Raw genomic sequence first — 13,645 nt, forward strand, 5'->3', positions numbered from 1 at the left:
TGACCATAGCAAGTTGGTCCCACCCCTTCCCATCCCGAACAGGACCGTGAAACAACTCTGCGCCGATGATAGTGCTGCAACCAGTGTGAAAGTAGGTTATCGTCAGGCTAGTTATAAGAAGAAGCCCGCTCAGTGATCTGAGCGGGCTTTTTTGCGTCTACAGATATTGTCCCAACCGTTTGCCCAAACATAGCAAGGTCAGTGTCGGCGGCAGTCCCCACGGTTGTGGAATCACCGATGCATCGCAGACGTAGAGATTGGCGGTGCTGGTTTGCAGCGTACTGTCCACGCCTACACCTATGCGCACGCTGCCGCCTGGATGCGCAGCGAAGTGCCAACTCTTGAATATCTTCCTGGCGCCGGCCGCACGCAATATGCCGCGCGCCATGTCCACGCCGGCCCTCAGCTTGCGTCGGTCGGCTGGCGTCAGCGTTTTGTCGACCCATCGCGGGCCGATGCTGCCACCGATGTCGTCACGTATCTTGACCATCAATGTCAGCGTTTTCGCGTGCGCCATCAGCCGGTCCACCCGTCCAACCTGCGCGGCAAAGGCCTGGTACATCGGCTTCGGCAGTGTCATATCCGCCAATGCAATGCCTTCTTGATGCAAGTACAGTCCAGACGCCATCGGTACTTCGGCTCCGCCGTCGATGTCGTCCACCTGGCCCATGACGGCGATCACCGGATCGCTGAAGAACGGACTGCTGGCTGGGTGCAGACCTGAGCGATGCAGCAGTCGTGGCGTACCGATGCCGCCGGCGGCCAGGATCACATTTTCTGCAAACACCAACTGCACAATGCCATCGCGACGATAGCGCACGCCGGTAGCGCGGCCGTTTTCAACGATGACCTCTTCGACTGTAGCCCGGTCGATCAACGTCGCGCCGAGCTGCTGCGCTTCGTCCAGGAAATCGCGGGCGGTCCACTTGGCGCCGAACGGGCAGCCGTACACGCAACGCCAGCAACCGGTGCGGCAAATCTGGGGCCGTATCATCTTGTCGAGTTTGCGCCATGCCAGCTGTTGCGCTTCGGCGCCCAGTTGAATGCGACGGGCCATAGGTCCGATCAGGTCATCAGGTAAAGGCCCCATCGGCAGCTCGGCGCGCAAGGATTCGAGTGCCGGCGCAAGATCGATGTCGTGCGCTGCAAACATCGCCAGTGGTGGAGGCGCGGCGGTGGCGAAGTTGATGGTCGATGTGCCGCCGGCGGCGATACCGCTCACCAGCAGTGAAGCGTCACGATGGATAAACGCTCCCTTGCCGGGGACGGCGGCAATGCCGGCCATCTGCGACAAGGTTCCTTGCAGTGGCGCGGCGCTGCCTTGCTCCAGCACCAGAACGCGCAACTGCCGGCGCGCCAATTCGCGGGCGACGCTTGCACCACCTGGCCCGCTGCCGACTACGATGGCGTCATACTTCGGCGATGTTGATGATGTCATGTCAGCCGCTGCGCTGTAGATTGAGTATGAAGGATACGCCATCGGCCTGATTTTGCGCGACGATCGTGCCGCCCATCTTGGCCATGTAGGTGCGCGCGACAAACAGGCCCTGGCCACGATTGCCGTTAGCCCCGGACTCTGGTTGGTCCGATACGCCGTATTCAAAAATCTTGGCGATCATGTCGGGCGCTATTTGCGGTCCGCGATTGTGGATGGTGATAGTCGCGCCGGTGTCGCTGCCTTCCAATGCGATAGTGATAGCGCTGCCCTGCACGCGATAACGTTCGGCGTTGCGCAGCACATGAGTGACGACGTCTTCCAGCGAGTACTCATCGGCCCGTGCGATCAACGCCTCGGCCTCTCCCTGGAACACCACGTCGTGAATGCCGATACACGATGCATTCTCGGCGACATTCTGCAGGAAGGCCGTCAAATCAACCTCCGTGACTTGAAGTTCGGATGATTGAAACGCTTCGCTCGGCGATGCCCGCCCATACAGCACGCGGATCGCTTGCTGCATGCGGGTGATGTAGCGATGGCTTTCGTCCTCAGCGCCGCCGTGCAGCACCATCAGCGACTGCAAGGGCGACATGATCTCGTGACCAACCGCATGCCACATGTCGCGCTCCTGTTCTGCGCGGATGTTCTCGCGCTCGACATCTTCCCGCACCCGGCGCAGCAGATCGTGCAGGCCGGTCGCCAGCACGCCCAGTTCATCCTCGCCACGCAGGTCGGCCAGGTCGGTTTCGGAAAATCCGCGCGCGGCCTTGACGCGTTCGCCCACATCGTCGGCGCGCTTGATCAGCACCTTGATGCGGCGGATGATGCCGATCTCGATCACCAGCCACGCCAGCATCAGCGCCGCCAGCATCGCGCCGACAAACCACACCAGCCGGCTGGCCACCACACTCAAGCTTTTGCTGACGCTGCGGACATCGCCTTTGAGCAGCACTTCATAACTGCCGGCCGGCGTGGCGATGACTTCTTTTTCCTCCAGCGGCACGTCGTAGGCGTCCACCGGCAGGTGACGGATCAGCGTCGTCACGAAATGCCAGGACTGGTCTTCAGGATCGACCGCACCGACCAGTAGTGGCAGGGCGGCGGCGCGCGATGCGCCGTCCGTCAGGCGACGGATTTGCAGGCTCTCGCCCGGCAGCAGCATGGACTTCAAGTCCGCCAGCGAGAATGGCGGCGTACTTGGACCGGTAGCGCTGTCCAGCAGTGGGGGACCATCGCCCGGTGGCAGTACCGCGATGCGGACATCGATGTGGTCTAGGTCTTCGGGCGGCCAGACGGGGCGGCGCTTTTCGAACAGCGCATCCTGCAGCACACCGACCGGCAATCGCAGCGAGAAGAAAGCACTGCGCGTGCATGCAGGGTCCTCATCGGCGGCATTTTGGTCGGTGCAACGCGGGTTCTGCCAGATCCAACCGCGGAAGTCCTTCACCGCCGGCGCCTTGGCTCGCGCCACATCGGCTGCGGCGAAACCGGTCAAACGTCCGCGCATGCCACCGAATCGGCGTCCCGGCGTTTGCGGTTCAGTGCTTTCCTCGAACGGCGCGATCCACTCATAAGTCTGGCCGCGCAGGCTGACCTTGACCTTGACGCGGTGCGCCTGATCCACCACCTGATCACCGCGCGTATGCGGGACCAGTTGTGCGCCGTCGAATGTGCCGGCCACATAAATGAAACCTCCAGCCCAGGGATTGTTACCGATGCCGACGCACAGGGAGCCGTTGTTGCCGTACTGCGCCAGGCAGCCCGACATGGCCACCGCCTGCTGTACTTTTTGCAGGTCGTCGAAATCAAGCGCGGCAAACGGCAGCAGCAGCGGATGCAGCGCCGCGCCGTTGGTTGACGGCTGTGGATTCAGCAGTGCCAGCTGCCCGGTGGGATGGCGCAGCGTCGCAGCCACCTGCACCCGCGTCTTGTGGAAGCTGCCTTGATAGTTTTTGTAGCTGAGCTGTTTTTCCTGCTGGAGCACCGACAACGCCAGGCCTGCCGTCGCCGCCATCAGGAATACGAAGGCCGCGCGCAGCAGCAGCCGCAGGCGATACGGGACGAGGCTGAGCCGGCGCCAGTTCACGGTCAGTGGCTTTCTGTGTCGGCCCAGCGGAAGCCGCGCATGGGGATGTTCTCGATGCAGGCGAAGCCGGGATCTATCTCGCGGAAGGCGTCGCGGATGGTGCTGACATGCTTGCGGATGTTGTCGCGATTGCGGCCGCTCTTCACCACTTCGAACAGCTCATCATAGGACACCACCTGGCCGCGCCGCGCGCACAGCGCCGCCAGGATGCGCTGCGCCGTCAGCGGCAGGTTGATGCGATGGCCGCGCCAGGTCGGCGTGCGCTGGCGCAGCGGATCCATGCTCAGTTCATCGCTGGCGGCGACGGACGCCGGCTCCGCCTTGTCCTTCACTGAGCGCAGGATTTCCAGGAAGGTTTCGATGAAGTCGGCTTCCTCGAAGGTGGCCTTTTGCAGATAGTCCCACGCGTCCAGCGCCTTCATGATGCTGCGGTAAATGGTGGCGGGCATGGCCGACACCACCAGCACCGGCGTGGCGTGCCGCTTGTTGATGGCGTTGATGATGGCGACGCCCGCGTGGCGCTCGCGTCCCAGTTCGATGTCGAGCACGACGAGGTCGTAGCGCTCGCGCGCGATGGCCGCCTCGGCGTCGTCGCGGCTGAACCATTGGTCCACCACGATGCCGGGCCGCGCCGATTCTATCCACGCCCGCAGCTGATTGCTGGTTGGCAGATCGTCCTCGATGACGGCGACTTTGGCCATGCTGTACTCCACTGACTGTCAATGCAGCGAGTATCCACGCTTTTACGGAAAAAGTCACAAATCGGCTGTGAGGATTTCTTCACGCGGCCGTAGCATAGCCGGACGGCGGCAGCGTTGATACTTCCGCCACATCCGGCGCACCATGCAGTTCAGGGATAGGCCCTGAACTTAAACAACCAGCAGAAGGTGAATATCATGGCAGAACGGATCAAACGGATGGTGCAGGCGGTGCGCGCGACCTTGAGCGGCGGCGTTGGCGCCACGGTGAACGGCATGCGCCGCAACGGCGCGATGCTGGTGGCGTTGGGCCTGGCCGGCGCCGCCGTCTATGGCCTGGTCACGCATCCGCCGATGGCCAAAGTGGCGAACGGCAGCTTGGGTGTCCGCATCAACCAGCTGACCGGTTCCGCCATCACCGTGCGCGATGGCGCAGTCTTCATGATGCCCGGTGTGCATGTGCTGCGCCAGGTGTCGCTGCGTGACCAGGTGTACCGCCCGGCCGGCAACGACAACGCACCGTTCCAGTCGGTCGAGGGCTTGGCGCTGGGCGTGGACATGTCGGTGCGCTATGCGCTGGATGTGAACCGTGTGGCGGCCATGGCGCAGTCGCTGCCGCCGGATATCAATGGCTCCATCGTCGAGCCGGCGGTGCAGGGCGTGATCTACAAGGTGTTCACCCGTTACACCGTGCGTGAGATATTCTCGACCAAGCGCGCCGAGATCCAGCAGGCGATCGAGGCTGAGCTCAAGCCCAAGCTGGCGGCCGATGGCATCACGCTGCGCGGCATCACCATCGGCAAGATCACGCTGCCCGAAGAGTACCAGGCCGGCATGGAAAAGCTGCTGGCCGAAGAGCTGGAAACGGAAAAAATGCGTTATACGCTGGAGCTGAAGGAGAAGCAGGTCAAGCAGACCGCGCTTGAAGCCGATGCGGACAAGATCCGTCGCGAAAAGGCCGCCGAAGCGGCCGGCAACGAACAGATCATCGCAGCCCGGGCGCAGGAGCAGGCGATGGCGCATGTGCTGCCGTTCAAGCAGAAGCAGATCGAACAGCGCAAGCTGGAAGCCGAAGCCGAGAAGATGGCGCGTATCAAAACGTCGGAGGGCAATGCGCAGGCGCGCGTCATCGAAGCCGCCGGCGAAGCCGATTCGCGCCGCAAGCTGGCGGACGCGGAAGCTTATCGCCAGGAGCTGGTCGGCAAGGTGGCCGCAGCGCAGATGGAGCGCGAGGGCGATCTGATTACCCGCAATCCGCTGCTGATCCAGAAGACGATGGCGGACAAACTTTCGGACAAGGTGTCGGTCATCATCGCACCGTCGCCGACGGATGGCGGTTTTATCGGCTCGGCGCTGTTGGGCAGCCAGCAGGGCAAGCAGCCGCGCATGGCGACAGTCAGCGCTGAAGCTGCGGACAGTGCCAAGGAAGGACAATAATCATGTCGATGATTGCAGCTGCCGCCGTACTGGCGATCGTTACGCAGGACCAGGCCGCGCTGCGCGCCGCACCCAAGGACACTGCGCAGCAGCAAGCCGTCCTGTGGCAGGGCGACAGCCTGGAAATACGCGGCGAGAAGCAGGACTTCTTGCAGGTCTACGACTACCGCCGCGAGCGGACAGGCTACATACGCGCTTCGCAGGTGCGCAGGGTCTCGCTGGCGCCGGCGGATGCACAGGAGCTGCTGTCGGTGGTGCGCTTCCTGCGCGACACGCCGGGCGCGGAGTCGCTGGGTATCAGCTATGCGGCGGCCTACCTGAAGGCAGCGCCGGCGGCCGCGATCACGGCGGAGCCGTTCGATGCGCTGGGCACGATGGCCGAGCGGCTGGCGCGGCGTGCTTCTTCAAAGCAGAGCAAGCAAGGCGACATCACGATCGCGGCTCACCTGGAGGCCGTAGCCAATTATGGCGTCGGCATCCGCAGCTTTGAACGCGAAGGACGCATGCAGCTGTGCTACGACGGCGAAGCCTTCAGGCGCGTGCTGGCGATGCTGTCGGAGCCGCAGCAGCGTGCGACGGCGGTGCTGGGACTGACGCGGCAGGAGTGCGTCGACCCGGCCTTGCGGCCAGGCGCGCGCGTGGCGCTGGACGACTGGCGCACCGAGGTGCTGGAGCGCGTCGACATGAAAGACCTGCCGCCGCATGTGCGCAATCGCATCCACATGCGGCGCGCGTCGGTGTGGTCGTCGGTGGCGTTTGCGCGGGCGCGCAAGGGCGAGCAGGCGTCCCCGTCCGCCCAGCGTGCGCTGGATGAACTGGGGATGGTGGAACCTGCGGAGCTGACCGAGGACGATGCCGCTGCCTTTGCCGAAGCGGGTGTGCGTGTAGGCAGCGTACGCTGGGCGGCGGAGAGCGCGGCGCAGCTCTCGCCGGTGGCCGTCAAGGGGCAGGTAGTGCCGACGCTGCAGAGCGGCCTGCGCATACTGGCGATGACCGGGCAGCCGGGCGAAACCTGCGTCGCGCTGGTCGATGCAAAGCACGATCAGCAGCACGCGTTGGCCCGTCGTTGCAGTTATGGCGTGGTGTGGCCGGCGTCCGCGCGCGCCAATGCGCAGGGCACGGCACTCTCGTTGGCGGTGCAGCCGATGGATGGCTGGCGCGAAATGTGGCTGTTCCATCAGACCAGCGCGGGCTGGCTGGTCGACGTGCTGCCGCCAGCCGCTGCCGATCCCGATATTGGCTACGCCGAATTCGCCGGCTGGGTGCCGGGATCACAGAACATGCTGGTGGCGCGGGAGGCTCGTATTGACGGCAAGTTCAAACGCAGCTTCGAACTGGTGGAGATCAACACCCTGGCGACGTTGAAGACTGCGGACAAACCATCGTCGCTTAGCATGTTCTATCGTTGGCAGGACCCGGCCTGGAAACGCCAGACCGTCAGTCTGCGCTAGAACTGATACCTTGCACTGGCACCCAGCAGCCAGTTGCGTCCCGGCGCCGCTTCATAATAGCGTTTGTTGGTGTCGCCGACGATCAGTGAACCGATGTACTGTCTGTCCAGCAGGTTGTTCAAACGCGCAAACTGCTTGAAGCGCCAACCCCGCCACTGCTGGCTGGCGCCGACACGCGCATTGAGCACGCCGTAGCCGGGCGCCGGCTGATCTGCGTTGGCGTCCTCCGCGTAGATTTTGCTGCTGGCGACCGCTTCCAGCGCGGCGTTGTAGCGGTCGCGCATGTCTTTCCATGCCAGTTCGCCGTACGCATTGGCGTTGGCGACGCTGGGCAGCCGGCTGCCTTCCGGTACCGCTCCATAGCCTCTGTCGTAGATCGCCCGCAAAGTGGAGAGCGCCAGCCGGGTGCTCAGGCCATTGCTCCATGATGAATCGATCGACAGTTCCATCCCCTGGCGCAGCGTGCTGCCAGCATTGCGATAGCTGGTACGCCCGCCGCTGCTGTTGTCGACCACCAGTTCATCGTTCGTGCGAACCTGGAACAAGGCGGCGTTGATCCGGGTACGTTCGTCCAGGCGGGCCTTGATGCCGGTCTCCAGATGCGTGCTCTGCGCCGCCTGGAGGCCGAAGTTGAAGCCGCCGGCAACGCCGGAATAAAACAGCTCGTTCAGCGTCGGTGTTTCGAAACCGCGCGCGGCGCTGGCGTACACGTTAAGTGCCGGCGACCAGTGGTACAGCACTCCCAGCACCGGCGTGGTGTGGCTGTAATGGAGACTGCCGCTGTCATTGCCGTTACTGAGGAAGCGATCGTCGACAGAGAATCTGACGCTGCTATGGCGCAGGCCCGCGCTCAGCATCCATGCGCCGGGTTGCCACTCGGCCTGAAGGTAGGGATCAAGGCTGGATACCTTGTCGCCCTCGTCGCGCCGCAGCGCCCCCTTCACGCCGAACTGGGTGCCGATGAAGTTTTCAAAGCCCTTGCGGCCGTCGGTGGAGCGGCCATATTCCACTCCCACCGTGGTACTTAGCTTGCCGCCTGCAAGCTGGCTGACATGCAGCCAGCTCACATCCGCGCCATAGAAGTCGCGGTCGAAATCGACCACGCCGCCGGAATGCGTCAACGGCGCCTGGAACGCCTTGGAGAACGCCTGGTACTGGACCACTTGCCGATTGCCGCCGTAGCTGGTCAGGCGCAAGCGGTCGTCGCCGAAGCGTTGCTCCCAGCTGGCGCCTATCTGCTGGTGGTCTATGCTCTTGCGGGTGTTGTAGCGATCAGCCAGCGTGCGCTTCGGCGTCTGGGTATCGGTGACGTCGATTTCTCCCGCGCGCGGATCGCGCCGATAGCTGGCCCAGGTCACGCCCAATGGATCCTGCGTATCGTCCTGGCGCAGTGCGTTGGCGACGATGGACAGCTTGGCGCCTACCACCGGGGCCAACGTCAACTTGGCAAAGGCCTGCTCGCGGGTGGCGGCGCTGTGGGCGCGGTAGCCGTCGGTTTCGAAGCGCGACGCGTCCAGCACATACCCGATGCCCGCTTGCTTGCCTTGTGCGTTGACGTCGGCCTTGCGGCTGCCGTAGCTGCCTGCTGTCAGGCTGGTCTCCACCGTGGGCCCGCCGTCGCCGTCGCGGGTGAACAGCTGGATCACGCCACCGGAATGATTGCCGTAGATTGCGGAGAATGGCCCGCGCAGCACTTCGATGCGTTCGGCGATATCGAGGTTGAAGGTGGCGGCCTGGCCTTGGCCGTCCGGCATGCTGGCCGGGATGCCGTCCGCGATCAGCCGCACGCCGCGCACGCCGAAGGCGGAACGGGCGCCAAAGCCGCGCGAAGAAATTTGCAGATCCTGCGCATAGTTCTGCCGGTTCTGGGCCACCAGGCCAGGCACCGCCGCCAGCGCTTCGGATGCGTTGACGCCGGGTTGACTTGCATGCAGGCGGTCGGCATCGACGACGTCGATCGCCGCCGGCATCTCGAAAACGGAATGGCCGACGCGAGTGGCGCTGACGATGACCACGTCGGGCGCTTCATCGGCCGCCGCCAGCGTTGCGGCGCCGGCCATGTACAGCGCAGCGGCCGCTTGCAATCGAAAAGGGTGGTGCTTCATATGGTCTCCAGTCGTTCAGCCAGTATTTCAGGAATAGACAACTGTGTCAAAAGTGAACAGTTGTCACAGCCTGGGAACGCGTCTAGCCCTGTTTTCCCGGGCATTGCCGCTGGCACGATGCTTGCGAAAAGAACGTGGCGTACTACTCCGCCGCACCAAGCGGCTCATAACCACAGCAGAAAGAGGATGACATGAATCTTGCAGACATCAGCAAACTAGGCGTCGCTAATCCCTTCAAACAGCGCTACGACAATTACATCGGCGGAAAATTCGTTGCGCCGGTCAAGGGCGAATACTTCGGGAACATCACGCCGATCACCGGCCAGGTATTTTGCGAAGTGGCGCGCTCCACTGCCGAGGACATCGAGCTGGCGCTGGACGCCGCCCATGCCGCCAAAGACGCCTGGGGCAAGACCTCGCAAACCGAACGCGCCAACATCCTGAATAAAATCGCCGACCGCATGGAGGCCAACCTGGCGCTGATCGCCACCGCTGAAACCATCGACAACGGCAAGCCTATCCGCGAAACCACCGCCGCCGATATCCCGCTGGCGATCGACCACTTCCGCTACTTCGCCGGCTGCATCCGCGCGCAGGAAGGTTCGGTCGCGCAGATCGACTCCGAGACCTATGCCTATCACTTCCACGAGCCGCTGGGCGTGGTCGGCCAGATCATCCCATGGAATTTCCCTATCCTGATGGCGGTATGGAAGCTGGCGCCGGCGCTGGCCGCCGGTAACTGCGTGGTGCTGAAACCCGCCGAGCAGACGCCAGCGTCGATCATGGTGCTGATAGAGCTGATCGCCGACCTGCTGCCGCCCGGCGTATTGAACGTGGTGAACGGCTTTGGCCTGGAAGCGGGCAAGCCGCTAGCCTCCAACAAGCGCATCGCCAAGATCGCCTTCACCGGCGAGACGGGCACCGGCCGCCTGATCATGCAATACGCGGCGCAGAACCTGATCCCGGTCACGCTGGAACTGGGCGGCAAATCGCCGAACATCTTCTTCGCCGATGTGATGGACGCCGACGACGCCTTCTTCGACAAGTGCCTGGAAGGCTTTGCGATGTTCGCGCTGAACCAGGGCGAGGTGTGCACCTGCCCATCGCGCGTGCTGATCCAGGAATCGATCTACGAGAAGTTCATCGAACGCGCGCTGGCCCGCGTGGCCGCGATCAAGCAGGGCAATCCGCTGGACGCCAGCACCATGCTGGGCGCGCAGGCTTCGCAGGAGCAGCTGGAAAAAATCCTGTCGTATATCGACATCGGCAAACAGGAGGGCGCGGAACTGCTGGCCGGTGGCGGACGCAATGTCCAGGCGGGCGATATGAAGGACGGCTACTACGTGCGTCCGACCGTGTTCAAGGGTGATAACAAGATGCGCATCTTCCAGGAAGAGATCTTCGGGCCGGTGGTGTCGGTGACGACTTTCAAGGATGAAGCGGATGCGCTGCGCATCGCCAACGACACGCTGTACGGCCTGGGCGCCGGTCTGTGGACCCGCGACGGATCGCGCGCCTTCCGTGTCGGCCGCGCGATCCAGGCTGGCCGCGTCTGGACCAATTGCTATCACCTGTATCCAGCGCATGCGGCGTTCGGCGGCTATAAGCAGTCGGGCATCGGCCGCGAGAACCACAAGATGATGCTGGACCACTATCAGCAGACCAAGAACCTGCTGGTCAGCTACAGCCCCAACGCCTTGGGCTTCTTCTAGCCATGAGCCACATCATCGCCCGTGTCCTGGCCACGACGGCGGCGCTCGAGCTGATCGCCGCGCTGCGTAGCCGTCACGGGCCGTTGATGTTCTTCCAGTCGGGCGGCTGCTGCGACGGCAGCACGCCGATGTGTTATCCGGCGGGAGAGTTCAACATTAGCGATACCGATGTCTATCTCGGTAACCTGGACGGGGCGCCGTTCTACATGGGCTGCGAGCAGTTCGAGTACTGGGAGCATACGCAGTTGATCATCGACGTCGTCGACGGCAACGGCGGCATGTTCTCGCTCGATAACGGCACGGGCAGGCGCTTCCTGACCCGCTCGCGCCTGTTCACCGACGAGGAAATGGCTGTGTTGAAGCCATCGCCCTAGTTATTTCAGGTTGGGCACCTTGCGGTAGATGGTGTTACGCGATACCCCGAGGGCGCGCGCGGTGGCGGAGACATTGCCACCGTGCGCCGCCAGCGATTTCAATATGGCCGACTGCTCCAGCTCTTCCAGGTTGCCGCCGCAGGCGGTCATCTCTTCCTGGGCTGGCGCTTGTTCCATATCGTCGAGGAAGTCGTCCGGCATGTGGCTCAGGCAGATCTCGTGCTCATCGCCCGCCATCACGATCGCCGTGCGCAGCAGATTGGTCAGCTGGCGGAAATTGCCAGGCCAGCGGTGGCGGTGGAATAGCAGCAGCAGTTCCTGCGAGACGTGATAGCGGCCGTTGTTCGATTCGGTCGCCAGAATTTTCTTGACCACGGTCTCAAGATCGCTACGTTCGCGCAGCGGCGGCAGCTTCACCACCAGTCCATTCAAGCGGTAATACAAATCCTCGCGGAACAGCCCCTGGGCGATGCGGTTACGCAGATTGTGATTGGTCGCGCAGATCAGCTCCACGTTCACAGGGATGGATTTGTCACTGCCCAGCGGCGTTACCATGCGTTCCTGCAGTACGCGCAACAGGCGCGCCTGCAAGCTGAATGGCATGTCGCCGATCTCGTCGAGGAACAGCGTGCCGCCGTTCGCCTGCAGGATCTTGCCGACCGCGCCTTTCTTGCGCGCGCCGGTGAAGGCGCCGTCTTCATAGCCAAACAGTTCGGATTCGATCAGCGTCTCGGGTATCGAGGCGCAGTTGACGGCCACGAAGGGATTCATGGCACGCGGCGAATCGTTGTGGATCGCCTGCGCCAGCAGTTCCTTGCCGGTGCCGGTTTCACCCATGATCATGATAGGGATGTCGTGTCCGAGAACGCGGGTGACTTTGTCGATCATCAATTCCAGCTGCGGATCGCCGGTGCGCAGGTAGCGCAGGCCGGAGAGGCGGCGCTTGGCCGCAGCCGCCTGGTTGGCGGCGACGGCGCTGGGGCGGTCGTGCGTCAGCGATTGCTGGAACACGCTGTTGGAGATCCGCAGTTGCGCGCGGCCGGCGACGCGCACGCCGCTGTGCATGCACAGGTTCAGCAAGCCGGGCGATGCGGCGCGATAGTGCTCGTACAGCGCAGACACGGGCAATCCAAACAGGGAGCTGAATGTATGCGATTGCAGCTCCCTGTACGACAGACCCAATTGGAACAGGCCATTGCGATTGGCCGCCAGAAAGCGGCCGCCGGGCGAGAAGGAGGCGATGCCTTCCATCAGCGTGCCGATAAACTCCGGCCGCGCATGGAAGTGCAGGGTGATCACGTCCTCGAAGGTGGCGGAGAACAGCTGGTTCTCTATCATCAGCGCCGACATGCGCACCAGCGCCATGGTGTGCTTGTGGAAGCTGCGCTGGTCGCCGGAGACATCCAGCACGCCGATGACGTTCCCAAGATGATCGGCGATCGGCGCGGCAGAGCAGGTCAGGAAGTGATTGGCGGTCAGGTAGTGCTGGTCGGCGTGGACCAGCACTGCCGCCTGTTCGGCAATCGCGGTGCCGATCGCATTGGTGCCCTTGCTTTGCTCGGACCAGGCGGCGCCGGGCTTTAGGGCGACGCGGCTGGCTTTCTCCAGGAAGTCGTCGTCGCCGAGCGAGTGGACGATCACGCCATTCGCATCGGTGAGCAGCACCATATTGTGGGTGTTGACGATTTGCTGGTACAGCGTCTCCATCGCCGGCACGGCGTGCGTGTGCAGCATGCGGTTCTGCTCCAGCAGCAGCGACAGGTCTGTCTTTGGCACCGGTCCGAAGTCGACAGAGGAGTCGGGGCGTAGCCCAAACTTCTGCGATCGCTGGTGCGAGGATTCGATAATCAGCGGCATGCTGTCTTCCCATGCCGTGGTGCGATGTGGCGCGGTCTGGCGTTCCATGTTGTCTCGGTCTCCGGCTGGCCGTTATCGGCTCTATTGCCCACTGTAGCGCAAACGAAGCGCGAGCGGAAAATAAACCTTGGCAGTTTCGCTTGGCCTTTGCTATAGTTCGCCCCCTCGCAGAACGGCGCATGTAAATGCCGAGTGAAGCGGGGAAAAGAAGAGCTTGACGAGATAAACGAAACGCTTCATAATCTTGCCTCTTCGCTGATGAACACAACGCTTCTTCAGCAAGCAGTACCGAATAAGTTCTTTAAAAATTTACAGTCGATAAGTGTGGACGTTTGATGAAAGTGCGCACGCTGCTTAGGTAGCGTGAAACTTAAAATATCAAATGTTCACAAGAAGTAATGAAATAGGCGCTATGAAAATAGTGGCCTGTCAGTATTTTGAGTGAGCGACCCCTTAGCAATAAGGGTGCCGGTAAAACGGCAAAAGT

The 13,645-nt window shown here is 62.7% G+C and carries 9 protein-coding genes and 1 rRNA gene; 5 read left to right on the forward strand and 5 right to left on the reverse strand.

From position 1 onward, the window contains the following. A 5S ribosomal RNA gene (rrf, locus tag D0T21_RS31200) occupies positions 1–108 on the forward strand; the annotation flags it as partial. A gap of 49 nt (positions 109–157) precedes the next feature. Here the strand turns inward: rrf and D0T21_RS31205 are convergent. Genes D0T21_RS31205 through D0T21_RS31215 form a run of 3 tightly spaced genes read right to left on the reverse strand, consistent with a single transcriptional unit; the run spans position 158 to position 4,225 of the window. Continuing rightward, positions 158–1,438, reverse strand: a complete 1,281-nt coding sequence (locus D0T21_RS31205) for an FAD-dependent oxidoreductase (protein ID WP_116994049.1) — start codon at positions 1,436–1,438, stop codon at positions 158–160. Between the two features lies 1 nt (position 1,439). Beyond that, entirely contained in the window at positions 1,440–3,524 is a 2,085-nt protein-coding gene (locus D0T21_RS31210; protein ID WP_116994048.1) for a HAMP domain-containing sensor histidine kinase, read from the reverse strand. Positions 3,525–3,526: 2 nt separating this feature from the next. Next, positions 3,527–4,225, reverse strand: a complete 699-nt coding sequence (locus tag D0T21_RS31215; protein WP_116994047.1) for a response regulator transcription factor — start codon at positions 4,223–4,225, stop codon at positions 3,527–3,529. A 195-nt stretch (positions 4,226–4,420) separates the two neighbouring features. Between D0T21_RS31215 and D0T21_RS31220 the strand changes: the two genes are divergently transcribed. Together D0T21_RS31220 and D0T21_RS31225 are read left to right on the forward strand one after the other, a co-directional pair. After that, positions 4,421–5,659: a prohibitin family protein gene (locus D0T21_RS31220; RefSeq protein WP_116994046.1), complete on the forward strand. Its 1,239-nt coding sequence runs from the start codon at positions 4,421–4,423 to the stop codon at positions 5,657–5,659. A gap of 2 nt (positions 5,660–5,661) precedes the next feature. Then, entirely contained in the window at positions 5,662–7,110 is a 1,449-nt protein-coding gene (locus D0T21_RS31225; RefSeq protein WP_116994045.1) for a hypothetical protein, read from the forward strand. Here the strand turns inward: D0T21_RS31225 and D0T21_RS31230 are convergent. Next, the gene (locus tag D0T21_RS31230; RefSeq protein ID WP_116994044.1) at positions 7,107–9,215 is read right to left on the reverse strand and encodes a TonB-dependent receptor domain-containing protein; all 2,109 of its coding nucleotides are present in this window, start codon (positions 9,213–9,215) and stop codon (positions 7,107–7,109) included. The genes D0T21_RS31225 and D0T21_RS31230 overlap by 4 nt on opposite strands. 191 nt (positions 9,216–9,406) lie before the next feature. Between D0T21_RS31230 and adh the strand changes: the two genes are divergently transcribed. Together adh and D0T21_RS31240 are read left to right on the forward strand one after the other, a co-directional pair. Further along, on the forward strand, positions 9,407–10,927 hold the full coding sequence (gene adh / locus D0T21_RS31235; RefSeq protein ID WP_116994043.1) for an aldehyde dehydrogenase: 1,521 nt from the start codon (positions 9,407–9,409) through the stop codon (positions 10,925–10,927). A 2-nt stretch (positions 10,928–10,929) separates the two neighbouring features. Next, positions 10,930–11,301, forward strand: a complete 372-nt coding sequence (locus D0T21_RS31240; protein ID WP_116994042.1) for a DUF779 domain-containing protein — start codon at positions 10,930–10,932, stop codon at positions 11,299–11,301. Here the strand turns inward: D0T21_RS31240 and D0T21_RS31245 are convergent, their stop codons facing one another. Next, positions 11,302–13,206, reverse strand: coding sequence for a sigma-54-dependent Fis family transcriptional regulator (locus D0T21_RS31245; protein ID WP_116994041.1), 1,905 nt, complete (start codon positions 13,204–13,206; stop codon positions 11,302–11,304). Between the last annotated feature and the right edge of the window lie 439 nt (positions 13,207–13,645).

This window comes from Duganella sp. BJB476 (assembly GCF_003416895.1).
Taxonomy (GTDB): domain Bacteria; phylum Pseudomonadota; class Gammaproteobacteria; order Burkholderiales; family Burkholderiaceae_D; genus Rugamonas.